Origin of the sequence: Micromonospora noduli (assembly GCF_003264475.1) — a bacterium.
In the GTDB taxonomy this organism is placed as follows: domain Bacteria; phylum Actinomycetota; class Actinomycetes; order Mycobacteriales; family Micromonosporaceae; genus Micromonospora; species Micromonospora noduli.
In genome coordinates this window covers 36,623-51,582 of record NZ_PYAC01000039.1, presented here as the reverse complement: position 1 = coordinate 51,582, position 14,960 = coordinate 36,623, and the positions used below count along the sequence as shown (strand labels likewise).

Sequence of the window (14,960 nt, the reverse complement as noted above, 5' to 3'; positions counted from 1 at the left end):
CGGACCGGCCGTCCGTCAGAAGTACAACGCGCTGGAAAAGATCAGCGCTTCGAGTACTGGGGAGCCTTACGGGCCTTCTTGAGGCCGTACTTCTTGCTCTCCTTGACCCGGGCGTCACGGGTGAGGAAGCCGGCCTTCTTCAGGGCCGGGCGGTCGTCCGGCTCGTTGATGATCAGCGCACGGGCGATGCCCAGCCGGAGCGCACCGGCCTGGCCGGTGGTGCCGCCGCCACGCAGGTTGGCGATGACGTCGAACTGCTCGGGCTTCTCGGCGGTGACCAGCGGGTCCTTGATGAGCTGCTGGTGCACCTTGCTCGGGAAGTACGCCTCGAGGTCCTGGCCGTTGCAGGTGATCTTGCCGGTGCCCGGGACGAGGCGAACCCGGACGATGGCCTCCTTGCGGCGGCCCACGGTCTGGATCGGCCGGTCACCACGAGGCGCGCGGGCAACGGGCGCCGGCGCCTCGGTGGCCTCGGGGGCCTCCGGGGCTTCCGGGGCGACCTCGGTCTCGATGATGTCGGTCATGCTGCTTCCTTCGCCCGCGCTCACTGCGCGATCTGCTTGATCTCGAACGGCACCGGCTGCTGCGCGAGGTGCGGGTGCTCGGCACCGGCGTAGACCTTCAGCTTCTTGATCAGCTGACGGCCGAGCTTGTTGTGCGGGAGCATCCCCTTCACGGCCAGCTCGATGGCCCGCTCGGGACGCTTGGTCAGCAGCTCGTCGTAGCCGATCTGCTTCAGACCACCCGGGTAACCGGAGTGGCGGTAAGCGACCTTGGTCTGGCGCTTGTTGCCGGTCAACGCAACCTTGCCCGCGTTCACGATGACGACAAAGTCGCCCGTGTCGACGTGCGGCGCGAAAGTCGGCTTGTGCTTACCACGCAGCAACGTGGCGGCGTGGGTGGCCAGGCGGCCCAGCACGACATCAGAGGCGTCGATGACGTGCCACTGACGCTCGATCTCACCCGGCTTCGGGCTGTACGTACGCACAGGTCTACCTTGTCTCGTCGTCGGTCTGGGGTCGCGCGCCGAGGTGACCAGATCTAGCAGGCCGGACCAGCGCGCACGAACGACCAAGCGTACCTGATGGGGCACGCCTCTGGATGTCGTACAACAGCAGGCAACGATACCCGGCGCCCCGTCCGCAGGTCAAAACGGGGGTGCGGTCCCGCGCGGCGACGCGCCGAGGGTGGCTCAGCTCACACGTTGGCGAGTCGACCGGCCCTCGGACGGCGGTACATCACCCAGGTGACCGCGAAGCACAACGCGTACCAGCCGATGAAGGCCAGGTAGGCGGCGTCGGCGTTGCCCGAGCTGAGGAACGACTGGCGGAACGCGATGTTGACCAGCACCCCGCCGAAGGCGCCGATCGCGCCCGCGATGCCGATCAACGCGCCGGTCATCCGCCGCGCCCACCGCGCGGCGGCCTCCGGATCACGCTGACCGGTGGCCACCGCGTCCGCCGACCGGGCCCGGAAGATCGCCGGGATCATCTTGTAGGTGGATCCGTTGCCGACGCCGGAGAAGACGAAGAGGGCGAGAAACCCGGCGAGGTAGAGCCCGAACGAACGCTCCCGCGCCGCGTACAGCACGGTGCTCGCGCCGGCCGCCATCGCCACGAAGTTCCAGAAGGTCACCCGCGCCCCGCCCAACCGGTCGGCGAGGTGCCCGCCCAGCGGTCGGATCAGCGAGCCGACCAGCGGGCCCAGGAAGGTCAGCCAGGCGGCGTCGACCGGGGTGGGGAACCGCTCGGCGAACTGGAGCTGGAGCACCTGACCGAAGGCGAAACCGAAGCCGATGAACGAGCCGAAGGTGCCGATGTAGAGCAGCGACATCACCCAGGTGTGCGGATCGCGGGCCGCCTCCCGCAACGCGCCCGGCTCGTTGCGCGCCCCGGGCACGGTGTCCAACCAGCGGGCCGCCGCCAGCGCGGCCAGCACGATCAGCGGCAGGTAGACCGCCGGCACCAACCGGGGGTACGCGGCGCCCGCGGTGGCGAGGACCGCCAGGCCGACCAGCTGCACGGCGGGTACTCCCAGGTTGCCGCCACCGGCGTTGAGCCCGAGCGCCCGTCCCTTGAGCCGCTGTGGGTAGAACAGGTTGATGTTCGCCATCGAGGAGGCGAAGTTGCCGCCGCCGACCCCGGTGAGGCAGGCGAGCACCATCAGGGTGGTGTAGGACACCCCGGGCTCCAGCAGCACCGTCATCGGAACCGCGGGCACCAGCAACAGCAGTGCGCTGATGATCGTCCAGCGTCGTCCGCCGAAGCGGGCCACCGCCAGCGTGTACGGCAGCCGCAGCACCGCGCCCAGGGCGGCCGGCACGGCGGTGAGCAGGAACTTCCCGGCCGGATCGATGCCGTACGCGGGGCCGAGGAAGAGCACGGTGACCGACCAGAGACTCCATACCGAGAAGCCGACGTGCTCCGCGAAGATCGAGACCCAGAGGTTGCGTCGGGCGATCGGCGCGCCGGTGGCCTGCCAGAAGTCCGGGTCCTCGGGGCGCCAGTCGTGCAGCTGTCGCCGGCGACCGGTGACGGCAGGCGGCTCGGCGGTGACTACGGTGCTGGTGAGCGTGCTCACGGCGGCTCCTCCTCGTCGATGTGACGAGGGGAAACGCTAGGAACACCCGGTTACCTGGCAGTGCCCGTCGCGGGTCGGGCCGGAAACGGGGATCGCACCACGGCCCGGCGGCGATGGTGAGCACGCCACCGGGGCGCTCAGAGCCGCCTTACGGTCAGAGCTGCTGGAGGATCCGCAGCGCGCGCCCCACCCGGAGCATGGTGTCGGTGTCGGCGACGTCCACGCACGCGGTGAACCACTTCTTCATGGGCGAGGAGATCCGGTCGGGCATCACCACGTACCGGCCCATCGACACGGCGAGTGGCGAGTCCCGCAGGAGCGACTCCTCGACCACCTCGACCACGATCACGATGGGCACGTCGGTGGAGTTGTAGACGTCCGAGCTGATCACGAGGCCGAGGCGTTCCCGGGCGCCCTCGATGCGCCAGATCTCACCCCTACGCAGCACGCGGCCGTCCGCCGGAGAACAGGTCGTTGACCATGCCCACCTCGCGGGCGTCGGCGAGCGCGGCGGACTCCAGATCCAGGCTGGCGCGGCCCACGGCGGCGGCGTGCGCGGTGAAAACCTCGCGCAGCGCCTTTTCCCGGGCGGCCTGGTCCATCCACGCGGAGAGCGACAGCCCCTCGCGCTTGGCGAACCGCCGCGCCTCCTCGATCGTCTCGTCCGTGAACGAGAGAGTCACCTTGGCAGTCATGCCGAGCAGATTACCCACCGGTGTGACCAACAGTCATCCCCGCGCTCACCTGCTCGCCCCCGGGCGACGAAACGCACATTCCGTCGGGCTTACCCGGCCCGGCCACCGAACACCGCGAAGCGCCACTCCTTGAAGTAGCAGTCGACGTCGACCAGGCCCGCCTCAGCGAGCCACCGGCACTGGTCGGCCACCGTGGCCGGGCGGTCGTGGCGCATCCGCTCCCGGGAAGCCGCGATCTCGTCGGGGGACGCACCCAGCTCGGCGATCCGCTCCAGCCACACCTCGTCGTACCGCCGGTCCAGCTCCGTGGTCGGGCCGGCGACCTGCTCGGCGTTGACGAACACCCCGCCCGGTGCCAACGCGGCGGCGGCCCGTCGGTAGAGCGCACGCTTGCCGGCGTCGTCCAGGTGGTGGATCGCCAGCGCGCTGACCACCGCGTCGTACCGGCCCGGCGGCAGCTCGTCAGCCAGGTCGGCGTGGACCGTTCGGTGTGGCACGGACCGCGCGTCCAACTGGTCGGTGGCGCGGGCGAGCATCGCCGGCGCTCCGTCCACCAGGGTCAGCCGGACTCCGGGCACCGCTGCGGACAGCAGCAGGGAGAGCAGGCCGGTGCCGGCGCCCAGATCCAACACCTCCGGGGTACGACCGGCGGCGAGCGCGGCCCGCAACGGCGGCGCGGCCACCTGGACGGCGGTGCCGTAGAAGGCGTCGAAGCACGGAATCAACCGCCTGCGCGCCTCGTCGTACGTGCCGGCCACCGCGTCGAAGACGTCCGTCACGCTCATCGAGGGCTCCCATCTATTGAGACATATTTCCCATATTATAGGCTACGGAACGACGATGATGTCATCAGCGATTCAGCTCCAAAGGCCTCCGGCTCGCACCTGCCATCGCACGCGAACAACGGATTCCGCCGAGGCCGTCGCGAACGATCCGTGCGGTCGATCTGGCCACGCTTGCGCTGCCCGGCGAGTGGTTGATCCCGGACATACGAAAGGCCCCCGGCGCTCTCCTTGGGTCTTAGGAGCCGGGGGCCTGCTGCGTCATGCTGGTCAGGCCGGGTCGTGCGCCTTCGCCATACCGACGAACGCCCGCCAGGCCACTGACCCGAAGACCAATGCCGGCCCTGCCGGGTCCTTCGAGTCCCGCACGCCAACGATGCCAGGCAGGTTGTCCGCAACCTCGACGCAGTCGCCGCCATTGCCGCTGCTGCGGGTGCTCTTACGCCACTGCGCGCCGGTCAGTTCCATGTCTTCGCCATCTCCGTAAGTAAATCGACGGATTGCCAGTGGGACAACGCCTCGCCGCGTACGTTCTCCCACGCGGCCAGCATCGCCGCTATGTCCTCGGCACCGGTAACGACTTGTCCCTGAAGCTGATTGTCGAGGTAGCCGGCAATTCGATGCTCGGGCCCCACTGCGATCACGAAGGGACCGTTCAGGCCAGCGTACGCGCCGACGGTTGAGGGGACGATGTGCACGCGGATGTGCGGAGCCCCGCACGCGGTGATGAGCGCCTGCACCTGCTCACGCATGGTGGCCCGTCCGCCGACTGGCCGCCGCAGCACGGCTTCGTCAACAACGGCGGTGAAGTGTGGCGGGTCGTCACGGGTCAGGATGCTTTGCCGGGCCAGTCGTGAGGCTAGGTGCCGCTCGACGTCGCTGCGGGCGATGACGTCGGCTCCGGCGAGCACGGCGCGAGCGTATGCCTCGGTCTGAAGCAGGCCGGGGAGGACGGTCGACTGAAACGACCGCAGCGAGATCGCCTCGCGCTCGATCTCTTGCCAAGGTCGGAACCAAATTGGCTCACGGCGTCTCGAAGTGTCCGGCCAGATGTCCCCTATGGGCCGTCGGAGCGCGCTCGCCGCCGCCTCCCGGTGTCGGGGGTGGGGAATGTGGTCGTGATTCAGCCACCGCGCGACGGTCTTGCGATCGACGCCGACCATCCCTGCCAGGGATTCGATCGAGTGCCCCGTCTCGGCTAGCGCGGCGCGTAGCGCATCGTTCACGATCTCCCCCATTGGATGCGCGGAATGTCTTGCGACCATATCGCTACGGGCTGTTCTTGTCCCATCACCCCCCGCAAGGTGGGATCAGACGGCGCGGCCGGTAGGTACCACACGGAACCCGGCGGACGCGCTCGTGCCGGGGCCACCCTCGACCTGCCCAGATCTTGGACAGTTTCCGTTACGTCAGAACGGAAACTGTCCAAGATCTCCCGGGCGAGCACTGACGGGCTGACCCCTTCCCAAAGTGACGACGAGGGGAGAGCGCCGGTGCTGGACGAGCCGCCCGATCGGCGACCCGAGCCGAAGCCCAAACCGCGGGAGCCGCGCACGGGTGACGTCCTGCACCTGAGCCGCGCCGCGAGTGTGCAGTTCCTGCGCCCGATCCTCGTCCGCGTGATTCGCGTTCTGGACTGGCCGACGTACGACGGGTGGCTGTGGATTGACGGTTACGAGCTGGCCGCGAACGGCGACGCGGTCGCCCGCCGGTCCCTGTTCGTGATGCCGGCGGGCCTGACCTGGCCGGACCCGCCCGCCCCGGCGGCCCGTCGTCGCCCAACCACCCGCAAGCCCGTCAAGCGCGGTCCGGTGAGGGTCGGATGACCCGCCGCCCTCGTCCGCACTATCCGATGCGCCCGGCGTGGCTCTGCCGTAACTGCGCCGCGCCGTGGCCGTGTGCGCCAGCTCAGCTTCACCTCGCGACCGAGTTCTACGGCCATTCGATAGCCCTGGCGTTCTATTTGGCAGCGCACATGCAAGACGCGGTTGACGACCTGTACTCCCTGGGCGTTCGCCCTGACCCGCGAGCACTTCACGCCCGGTTCCTGGGCTGGTTGTCCCTGACCCGCCGACCACACCGCGCCGACTTGCGCTGACCGCCCCCGCGAGTTGAAGTGCGCTCCCGCTTTGGAACTGATGTCGCAAACGAATCAACCGCCGATGTCGTCAGCGATTCAGCTCCACAGGCTCCGACTCGCACCCTCCAACACGCTCGCTGCCCCGGTGCGGTGTGAGCCCCACTTGACAGGACCGAAACAGAAGGGACCCGGACCGGAAACCGCCCGGCGGCACGCTTTCCCGACATGACAGACGGTGCACGGTCGGCGACTCCGCCGGGGCTGACGCCCCGGGAAGTGGCGACGCACTGCCCGTACTGCGCACTGCAGTGCGGGATGACGCTGCGCGCGGACGACGCCGGGGTGACGGTCCACCCGCGCCAGTTCCCCACCAACCGGGGCGGGCTCTGCCAGAAGGGTTGGACCGCCGCCGAACTGCTCGACCACCCGGATCGGCTGACCACTCCGCTGGTGCGCGACGCGGCCACCGGCGAACTGCACCCGGCGAGCTGGGACACCGCGCTCGACCGGGTGGTCGCCGGCATCCGCGCCGTCCAGGACGACGCCGGCCGGGACGCGGTCGCCGTCTTCGGCGGCGGTGGCCTGACCAACGAGAAGGCGTACGCGTTGGGGAAGTTCGCCCGGATCGGGCTGCGCACCCGGAACATCGACTACAACGGACGGTTCTGTATGTCCTCGGCGGCAGCCGCCGGGATGCGCGCCTTCGGCATCGACCGCGGGCTGCCGTTCCCCCTCGCCGACCTGGGCCGGGCCGACACCCTGCTGCTGGTCGGAGCGAACCCCGCGGAGACCATGCCGCCGCTGGTGCGCTGGCTCACCGAGCAGCGGCGCAACGGCGGAAAACTGATCGTCATCGACCCCCGGGTCACCGCCACCGCCCGCCAGGCCGACCTGCACCTGCAACCGCTGCCCGGCACCGATCTCGCGGTGGCCAACGCGCTGCTGCACATCGCCCTCACCGAGGGTTGGGTCGACCGGGCCTACGTGGCCGACCGCACCACCGGATTCGACGCGGTCCGCCGAGGCGTCGCCGCCTGGTGGCCGGCCCGCGCGGAACAGCTCTCCGGGGTGCCGGTGGCCGACCTGGAGGCGACCGCCCGAGCGCTGGGCACCGGCGGTCGCGTGATCATCCTGACCGCGCGCGGGGCCGAGCAGCACGCCAAGGGGGTGGACACCGTCACCGCGTACGTCAATCTCGCCCTCGCCCTCGGTCTGCCCGGCCGCGACGGTTCCGGGTACGGCTGCCTCACCGGCCAGGGCAACGGCCAGGGCGGGCGGGAGCACGGGCAGAAGGCCGACCAGCTGCCCGGCTACCGGCGGATCGACGACCCGGCGGCCCGCGAGCACGTGGCCGGGGTCTGGGGCGTGCCGGCCGACGAACTACCCGGCCCGGGAGTGCCCGCCTACCAACTGCTCGACTCGCTCGGCACCCCGGGTGGCCCGCGCGCGTTGCTGGTGTTCGGGTCGAACCCGGTGGTCTCGGCACCCCGGGCGGCCCGGATCGAGGGCCGGCTGCGCGATCTCGACCTGCTGGTCGTCGCGGATCTCCTGCTCTCCGAGACGGCCGCGCTGGCGGACGTGGTGCTGCCCACCGCGCAGTGGGCCGAGGAGGACGGCACCATGACCAACCTGGAAGGTCGGGTGCTGCGTCGGCGCGCGCTACGGCCACCCCCGCCGGGCGTCCGGACCGACCTCGCCATCATCTCCGACCTGGCGGCACGGCTGGCCGAGGCGGACGTCGACCCGGCCGACGCCAACCCGGTCAGTGTCCGACCGGCCGCCGTCGCGGCGGCTCGGTTCCCGGCCGACCCGGCTGCCGTCTTCGCCGAGCTGCGCCGCGCCTCCGCCGGTGGGGCCGCCGACTACGCCGGCATCAGCTGGGACCGGATCGACGCCGACGACGGGGTCTACTGGCCCTGCCCGACCGAGGACGGGCCGGACACGCCCCGACTCTTCGCCGACCGGTTCGCCACCCCGGACGGCCGGGCCCGCTTCCACCCCGTCGACCATCGGCCCGCCGCCGAAGAGGTCTGCGTCACGTACCCGCTGCACTTCACCACCGGTCGGGTGCTGGCGCAGTACCAGTCGGGCACCCAGACCCGACGGGTGGCCGCGCTACGCCGCGCCGCCCCGGAGGCGTTCGTCGAACTGCACCCCGATCTGGCCACCCGGCTGGGCATCGACGACGGCGACCCGGTGCGGGTCACCTCCCGCCGAGGTGAGTTCCGCGCGCCGGCCCGGCTCAGCGCCGGGATCCGACCCGACACCGTGTTCGCCCCGTTCCACTACGCGGGAGCGGGACGCGCCAACTCGGTGACCAACGACGCGGTGGACCCGATCTCGGGGATGCCCGAGTTCAAGATCTGCGCGGTCCGGGTGGAGAAGGCATGACCGCCCGGGTGGTCATCGTCGGCAACGGGATGGCTGGCGCGCGCCTCGCCGGGGAGCTGCACGCCCGGGAGGGAGACCGGAAGGTCACAGTGCTCGGGGCCGAGCCGCACCGCGCGTACAACCGGATCCTGCTCTCCACCCTGCTGGCCGGCCGGATCGACGAGCCGGACGTGGAGCTGACCGAAGCCGCCGGGCACGGCGTCGACCTGCGCAGCGGCGTACCGGTGATCGCCGTCGACCGGTCCGCCCGGGAGGTCCGCACCGACGACGGCGAACGAATCGGATACGACCACCTGGTGCTCGCCACCGGCGCCCGGGCGGTGGTGCCGACGCTGCCCGGCCTCGACCCGGCGAACCTGCCGGAGCGGGTGGTCCCCTTCCGGACCCTGGACGACTGCCGGCGGATCCTCGCCGCCGCGGACGGCGCCCGCAGCGCTCTGGTGCTCGGCGGCGGGCTGCTCGGTCTGGAGGCCGCCCGAGGGCTGGCCGCCCGGGGGCTGGCCACCACAGTGGTGCACCCGCGAGAGCACCTGATGGAACGGCAGCTGGACCCGACGGCCGGCGCGGTGCTCGCGGGCACGCTCGCCGGTTTCGGTGTCAGCGTCCAACTGGGGGTGTCGACGACCGGCGTGGCCGCGGACGCCAGCGGTGTCCGCCTCGACCTGGCCGACGGCCGGTCGCTCCACGCCGACCTGCTGGTGCTCTCCTGCGGCGTACGCCCGGACACCGCCCTCGCGCAGGCCGCCGGCCTGACCGTACGGCGCGGCGTGGTGGTGGACGACCGGCTTCGCACCAGCGACCGGTCCATCTCGGCGATCGGCGACTGCGCCGAGCACGACGGCGTGCTCACCGGGCTGGTCGCGCCCGCCTGGGCCCAGGCCCAGGTGCTCGCGGACGTGCTGACCGGGACGGACCCGCTGGCCCGTTACCGGCCCCGGCCGGTGGTGACCCGGCTGAAGGCCGCCGGGATCGACCTGGCGTCGATGGGTGACGCGTCCAGTGGCGGGCCGGGCGAGGAGTTGACCTTCGCCGACCCGACCCGGGGCACCTACGCCCGTTTGCGGATCCGGGACGAGCGGCTGATCGGGGCGATCCTGCTCGGCGACAACCCGGCGGTCGGGACTGTGATCCAACTCTTCGACCGTGGTCAGCCGGTGCCGAGTGACCGACGGGCGCTGCTGCTCGGCCGGGCACTCGGTGCGATCGGCGCGACCCCGGCCGCCTCACCGGCGCTGATGCCGGACGCGGCCACGGTCTGTCAGTGCAACACGGTGAGCAAGGGCGCCCTGGTCAGAAGCTGGCGCTCCGGCGCCCGGACGGTCGATGCGGTGGTGGCCGCGACCCGGGCCGGCACCGGATGCGGCGGATGCCGGGACGCGGTGAGCGGCATCGTCGACTGGCTGAGCCAGGCGGAATCGGTGGAGGTGACGCGATGAGCGGCGGCGAACTGGTCGTCATCGGCAACGGCATGGTCGGGCAGCGTTTCGTGGACGCGCTGCACGCCCGTGACCCAGAGGGCACCTGGCGGGTGACAGTGCTGGCCGAGGAGGGGCGCCCGGCGTACGACCGGGTGCGACTCTCGGCGTACTTCGACGGGGTCAGTGAGAGCGAACTCAACCTGCACACCCCGCACGACGGGGTGCGGCTGCGACTCGGCGAGCCGGCCACCGCCGTCGACCGGGACCGACAGGTGGTGACCACCGCAGTCGGCGAATACCGCTACGACGCGCTGGTGCTCGCCACCGGGTCGTACGCGTTCGTGCCGCCGGTGGCCGGCACGGAGCTGCCCGGGGTCTTCGTCTACCGGACCCTGGACGACCTGGCGGCGATCCGGGCGTACGCGCGGGGCCGCCGGGTCGGCGCGGTGATCGGTGGCGGGCTGCTCGGGCTGGAGGCCGCCAACGCCCTGCGGCTGCTCGGCCTGAGCACCGACGTGGTCGAGTTCGCGCCCCGGCTGATGCCGGTGCAGGTGGACCAGGCCGGCGGCGCGATGCTCCGCCGCTACGTCGACGAGTTGGGCGTACGGACCCATCTGGGGGTGGCGACCACCGCGATCCTTCCCGGCCCGGACGGCGGCGTCGCGGCCCTGGAACTGTCCGACGGCACCGCCCTCGACGCCGAGCTGGTCGTGGTGGCCGCCGGCATCCGGCCCCGGGACCAGTTGGCCCGGGACGCCGGTCTGCCGCTGGGCCCGCGCGGCGGGGTGCTTGTCGACGCGACCTGTCGTACCGCCGACGAGCGGATCTGGGCTGTCGGAGAGTGCGCGGCTGTCGACGGCACCTGCCACGGGCTGGTCGCGCCGGGGTACGCGACGGCCGAGGTGGTGGCCGATCGACTGGTCGGCGGCGCGGCGACCTTCCCGGGCGCGGACACCGCCACCAAACTCAAGCTGCTCGGCGTCGACGTGGCCTCGTTCGGCGACGCCCACGGCACCACCGAGGGCTGCCTGGACGTCACGTTCACCGACCCGGCCACCCGGGTCTACGCGAAGCTGGTCCTCTCCGACGACGCGCACACCCTGCTCGGCGGGGTGCTGGTGGGTGACGCCAGCGCGTACCCGACGCTGCGGGCCAGTGTGGGCGGCCCGCTGCCGGCCGCGCCGCTGGCGTTGCTCGCCCCGGACGGCGGCGGCGCGGACGCCGGGGCGCTGCCCGCCGCCGCGCAGGTCTGCTCCTGCAACGCGGTGACCCGGGGCGACGTGGACGCCGCCATCGCCGACGGTTGCGCGGACGTGCCGGCGTTGAAGGCGTGCACCCGGGCCGGCACCAGCTGCGGCTCCTGCGTGCCGATGCTGAAGCAGCTCCTGGACGCGGCCGGGGTGGCACAGTCCAGCGCGCTCTGCGAGCACTTCGACGTCAGCCGGCGGGAGCTGTTCGAGATCGTTCGCGTCCGCGGCATCCGCACCTTCTCCCGGCTGGTCGCCGAGCACGGTCGGGGCCGCGGCTGCGACATCTGCAAGCCGGTGGTGGCGTCCATCCTCGCCTCGCTGGGCGGCGGGCACGTGCTCGACGGCGAGCAGGCGTCGTTGCAGGACACCAACGACCACTTCCTGGCCAACCTGCAACGCGACGGCAGCTACTCGGTGGTGCCCCGGATCCCGGGCGGCGAGATCACCCCGGAGAAGCTGATCGTGATCGGCGAGGTCGCCCGGGACTTCCAGCTCTACACGAAGATCACCGGTGGGCAGCGGATCGACCTGTTCGGGGCGCGGGTGGAGCAGCTGCCGCAGATCTGGCGGCGGCTGGTCGACGCCGGCTTCGAGTCCGGGCACGCGTACGGCAAGGCGCTGCGCACCGTGAAGTCGTGCGTGGGCGAGACCTGGTGCCGGTACGGGGTGCAGGACTCGGTGGGGCTGGCCGTCGCGCTGGAGCTGCGCTACCGCGGGCTGCGTGCGCCGCACAAGCTCAAGTCGGCGGTCTCCGGTTGCGCCCGGGAGTGCGCGGAGGCGCGCAGCAAGGACTTCGGCATCATCGCCACCGAGACCGGTTGGAATCTCTACGTCGGCGGCAACGGTGGTTTCCGGCCCCGGCACGCCGACCTGTTCGCCACTGATTTGTCGACGGAAGCACTGATTCGACTAATCGATAGATTTCTTATCTATTACATCCGCACCGCCGACCGGCTGCAACGCACCGCCGGCTGGATTGAGGCGATGGACGGCGGCCTGGACCACCTGCGCTCGGTGATCGTGGACGACTCGCTCGGGCTCTGCGAGGACCTCGACGCGGCGATGGCCCGGCACGTGTCGTCGTACTCCGACGAGTGGCGCGACGTCCTGGACGACCCGGATCGGCTGCGCCGCTACACCTCCTTCGTCAACGCCCCCGACGTACCGGACCCGTCGATCACCTTCACCCGGGAACGCGGCCAGCCGGTGCCCGTACGCGACCAGTCCCCGACCGGATCCGAGCCGACCAACAATCAACGTCGGCAACCGGTCACCCTCGGCCTACCGGAGGTACGGCGATGACCCAGACCCTCACGCTGACCTGGACCACCGTCTGCCTGCTCGACCGGTTGGAACCGGACCGGGGCGTCGCCGCCCTGGTCGACGGGGTGCAGATCGCCCTCTTCCGGACCGCCGACGAGCTGTTCGCGATCGACAACCGCGATCCGGTCTCCGGGGCGTACGTGCTGTCCCGGGGCATCGTCGGCAGCCGTGGCGGAGTGCCGACGGTCGCCTCACCGCTGCACAAGCAGGTGTACGACCTGCGCAGCGGGCACTGTCTCGACCTGCCCGGGGTGGCCGTGGCCCGACACGACGCACGTTGCCGCAACGGGCTGGTCGAGGTGCGGCTGCGACAGGAGGGTTGATGCGGGAAGAACTGGCGGGCTTCACCATCGGGGTGACCGCCGACCGGCGGCGCGACGAGTTGGCCGCGCTGCTCGAACGACGGGGCGCCCGGGTGGTGCTCGCTCCGGCGCTGCGGATCGTGCCGCTGTCCGACGACACCGAGCTGCGCGAGGCGACCCGCGCCTGCCTCGACCAGCCGCCGGACATCCTGATGGCCAACACTGGCATCGGCATGCGCGGCTGGTTGGAGGCGGCCGAGGGCTGGGGGCTGGCCGAGCCGCTGCGCTCCGTGCTGGCCAGCTCGTACGTGGTGGCGCGCGGCCCGAAGGCACGCGGCGCGATCCGGGCTGCCGGGCTGCACGACCAGTGGTCGCCCGCCTCGGAAAGCTGCGACGAGGTGGTGGACCACCTGCGCCGGCGCGGCGTGGCCGGGCAGGTCATCGCCATGCAGCTGCACGGCGAGCGGCAGCCGGAGTGCACGCTCGCGCTGGAGGCGGCGGGCGCCACTGTCATCGAGGTGCCGGTCTACCGCTGGGCGCCGCCGACCGATCCGGCACCGCTGCACCGGCTGATCGACCTGATCGCCGGTCGGCTGGTGGACGCGGTGACGTTCACCTCGGCGCCGGCGGTCGAAGCGTTGCTGCGGGCCGCCGGTGACCGCACCGACGCGGTGCTGTCCGCGTTGCGCAGCGACGTCCTGGCCAGCTGCGTCGGGGCGGTGACCGCCGAGCCGCTGCTGCGGCGCGGGGTGCCGGTGAGCGCGCCCGGTCGGGCCCGGTTGGGCGCGCTGGTGCGGACCATCGTCGACGAGCTGCCCCGCCGGACCGTGACGTTCAAGGCCGGCGGGCATCTGCTCACGTTGCGCGGGCACGCCGCGGTGATCGACGGCGAGCTACGGCCACTCGCGCCCGCGCCGATGGCGGTGCTGCGGGCGCTGGCCCAGTCCCCGGGTCGGGTGTTGTCCCGCACGGCGTTGCTGCGGACGCTGCCCCGGGGCGCGGACGAGCACGCCGTGGAGATGGCCGTCGCCCGGCTACGGGCCGGCTTGCGCGCACCCCGCGTGGTGCAGACAGTGGTAAAGCGCGGCTACCGGCTCCGGGTCGACTGAACGCGTCACGGCCGGCCGTCGCGAGCCGGCCGTGACGCGGCGTTTCAGCCGACCGGCGTCGGGAAGCCCCGCCCGTGCTCGGACTGGAGCCGGAGCATGGCGTGCTCGACCACAGTCACCAGCACCTGCTTGACCGAGTCCCGCTGCCGGGCGTCGGTCATCACCAGCGGCACCTGCGGCGAGATGGCCAGCGCCTCGCGGACCTCCTCGGCCTCGTACTGCGGTGCGCCGTCGAACTTGTTCAGCGCCACCACGTACGGCAGGTTGCGGTTCTCGAAGTAGTCCAGTGGGGCGAAGGCGTCGGTGATCCGGCGGGTGTCCACCAGCACGGCGGCACCCACCGCCCCCCGGATGATCTCGTCCCACATGAACCAGAACCGGGTCTGACCCGGTGTACCGAAGAGGTACAGGATCAGGTCCTGGGCCATGGTGATCCGGCCGAAGTCCATGGCGACCGTGGTGGTCTCCTTGCCCGGCACCTTGGACGGATCGTCGATGCCGACACCCGCCGCGGTCATCAACGCCTCGGTGGTCAGCGGTGTGATCTCGGAGATCGCCCCGACCAGTGTCGTCTTACCGACGCCGAAGCCGCCCGCGACGACGATCTTCGCGGATACGATTCCCCGGCCCGGCCGCCCCCCTGCGGGGTCATAGCCTGCGAAGTCCACTTAGCACCCTTCCAAGCAGTTCCATCCGCTCCTCGAACCCCTCGGCGGGAGCAGCAGTGTGTAACGTCAGCAGGCTCTCGGCCACCATGTCGGCGACCAACACCCGGGCGACGCCCAGCGGCATCCGGGTATACGCGGCGATCTCCGCCAGCGACTGTGCTCGGCCCTCACAGACCGTGGCGATGCGGTGCTTGTCGTGCCCGGCGAACCGGGACTCGGCGACCTGGGTGGGAGAGGCGGTGAGGACTGCCTCGAGGGCGATGTCCTGCCGGGGCTCGGTACGACCACGGGTGACCGCGTACGGACGCACCAGCGCGCCACGCGGGTCAGCGCGTCGTTGGTCCATTCCCGATCACCTCCTC

16 protein-coding genes are annotated in these 14,960 nt (G+C 71.5%); 6 read left to right on the top strand and 10 right to left on the bottom strand.

The annotated features are described in order from the left end of the window. Positions 1–41 precede the first annotated feature (41 nt). The 8 genes from rpsI to MED15_RS26925 all read right to left on the bottom strand — a co-directional run bounded on the left by rpsI (position 42) and on the right by MED15_RS26925 (position 5,283). Entirely contained in the window at positions 42–524 is a 483-nt protein-coding gene (rpsI, locus tag MED15_RS26960) for a 30S ribosomal protein S9 (protein WP_112584876.1), read from the bottom strand. A 20-nt stretch (positions 525–544) separates the two neighbouring features. Next, complete coding sequence (rplM, locus tag MED15_RS26955; protein WP_053653864.1) at positions 545–988, bottom strand: 50S ribosomal protein L13; 444 nt, start codon at positions 986–988, stop codon at positions 545–547. A 209-nt stretch (positions 989–1,197) separates the two neighbouring features. Beyond that, positions 1,198–2,580 carry a nitrate/nitrite transporter gene (locus tag MED15_RS26950; protein WP_112584874.1) on the bottom strand — a complete coding sequence of 461 codons (1,383 nt, stop codon included), beginning with the start codon at positions 2,578–2,580 and terminating at the stop codon, positions 1,198–1,200. A gap of 154 nt (positions 2,581–2,734) precedes the next feature. Further along, the gene (locus MED15_RS26945; protein WP_091402325.1) at positions 2,735–3,028 is read right to left on the bottom strand and encodes a hypothetical protein; all 294 of its coding nucleotides are present in this window, start codon (positions 3,026–3,028) and stop codon (positions 2,735–2,737) included. Beyond that, complete coding sequence (locus tag MED15_RS26940) at positions 3,018–3,275, bottom strand: DUF6364 family protein (protein WP_091403518.1); 258 nt, start codon at positions 3,273–3,275, stop codon at positions 3,018–3,020. Before MED15_RS26940 ends, MED15_RS26945 begins: the two co-directional genes overlap by 11 nt. Before the next feature lie 89 nt (positions 3,276–3,364). Further along, positions 3,365–4,060 (bottom strand): methyltransferase domain-containing protein, encoded by a 696-nt coding sequence (locus tag MED15_RS26935; protein ID WP_112601045.1) that lies wholly within the window; start codon positions 4,058–4,060, stop codon positions 3,365–3,367. 267 nt (positions 4,061–4,327) lie between these two features. Further along, positions 4,328–4,525, bottom strand: a complete 198-nt coding sequence (locus MED15_RS26930; protein WP_112733714.1) for a DUF397 domain-containing protein — start codon at positions 4,523–4,525, stop codon at positions 4,328–4,330. Next, on the bottom strand, positions 4,516–5,283 hold the full coding sequence (locus tag MED15_RS26925; protein ID WP_112733724.1) for a helix-turn-helix domain-containing protein: 768 nt from the start codon (positions 5,281–5,283) through the stop codon (positions 4,516–4,518). The genes MED15_RS26930 and MED15_RS26925 overlap by 10 nt, the downstream gene beginning before the upstream one ends. A gap of 270 nt (positions 5,284–5,553) precedes the next feature. Between MED15_RS26925 and MED15_RS26920 the strand changes: the two genes are divergently transcribed. From MED15_RS26920 to MED15_RS26890, 6 genes are all read left to right on the top strand, one after another. After that, positions 5,554–5,883 (top strand): hypothetical protein, encoded by a 330-nt coding sequence (locus tag MED15_RS26920; protein ID WP_112733726.1) that lies wholly within the window; start codon positions 5,554–5,556, stop codon positions 5,881–5,883. Between the two features lie 479 nt (positions 5,884–6,362). Beyond that, positions 6,363–8,528, top strand: a complete 2,166-nt coding sequence (locus tag MED15_RS26910) for a molybdopterin oxidoreductase family protein (RefSeq protein ID WP_112733718.1) — start codon at positions 6,363–6,365, stop codon at positions 8,526–8,528. Continuing rightward, entirely contained in the window at positions 8,525–9,964 is a 1,440-nt protein-coding gene (locus MED15_RS26905; RefSeq protein WP_112726469.1) for an FAD-dependent oxidoreductase, read from the top strand. The genes MED15_RS26910 and MED15_RS26905 overlap by 4 nt, the downstream gene beginning before the upstream one ends. Beyond that, positions 9,961–12,498, top strand: a complete 2,538-nt coding sequence (nirB, locus tag MED15_RS26900) for a nitrite reductase large subunit NirB (protein ID WP_112737269.1) — start codon at positions 9,961–9,963, stop codon at positions 12,496–12,498. The genes MED15_RS26905 and nirB overlap by 4 nt, the downstream gene beginning before the upstream one ends. Further along, a complete protein-coding gene (nirD, locus tag MED15_RS26895) occupies positions 12,495–12,842 on the top strand; it encodes a nitrite reductase small subunit NirD (protein ID WP_091402335.1) in 348 nt (115 codons plus the stop codon). Before nirB ends, nirD begins: the two co-directional genes overlap by 4 nt. Then, the gene (locus tag MED15_RS26890) at positions 12,842–13,930 is read left to right on the top strand and encodes a uroporphyrinogen-III synthase (RefSeq protein WP_112584864.1); all 1,089 of its coding nucleotides are present in this window, start codon (positions 12,842–12,844) and stop codon (positions 13,928–13,930) included. The genes nirD and MED15_RS26890 overlap by 1 nt, the downstream gene beginning before the upstream one ends. A 44-nt stretch (positions 13,931–13,974) precedes the next feature. On the opposite strand, the gene MED15_RS26885 is transcribed toward MED15_RS26890, so the two are convergent. Next, positions 13,975–14,598: a GTP-binding protein gene (locus MED15_RS26885; protein WP_030329978.1), complete on the bottom strand. Its 624-nt coding sequence runs from the start codon at positions 14,596–14,598 to the stop codon at positions 13,975–13,977. After that, positions 14,579–14,944 (bottom strand): DUF742 domain-containing protein, encoded by a 366-nt coding sequence (locus MED15_RS26880; RefSeq protein WP_007465174.1) that lies wholly within the window; start codon positions 14,942–14,944, stop codon positions 14,579–14,581. Before MED15_RS26880 ends, MED15_RS26885 begins: the two co-directional genes overlap by 20 nt. Between the last annotated feature and the right edge of the window lie 16 nt (positions 14,945–14,960).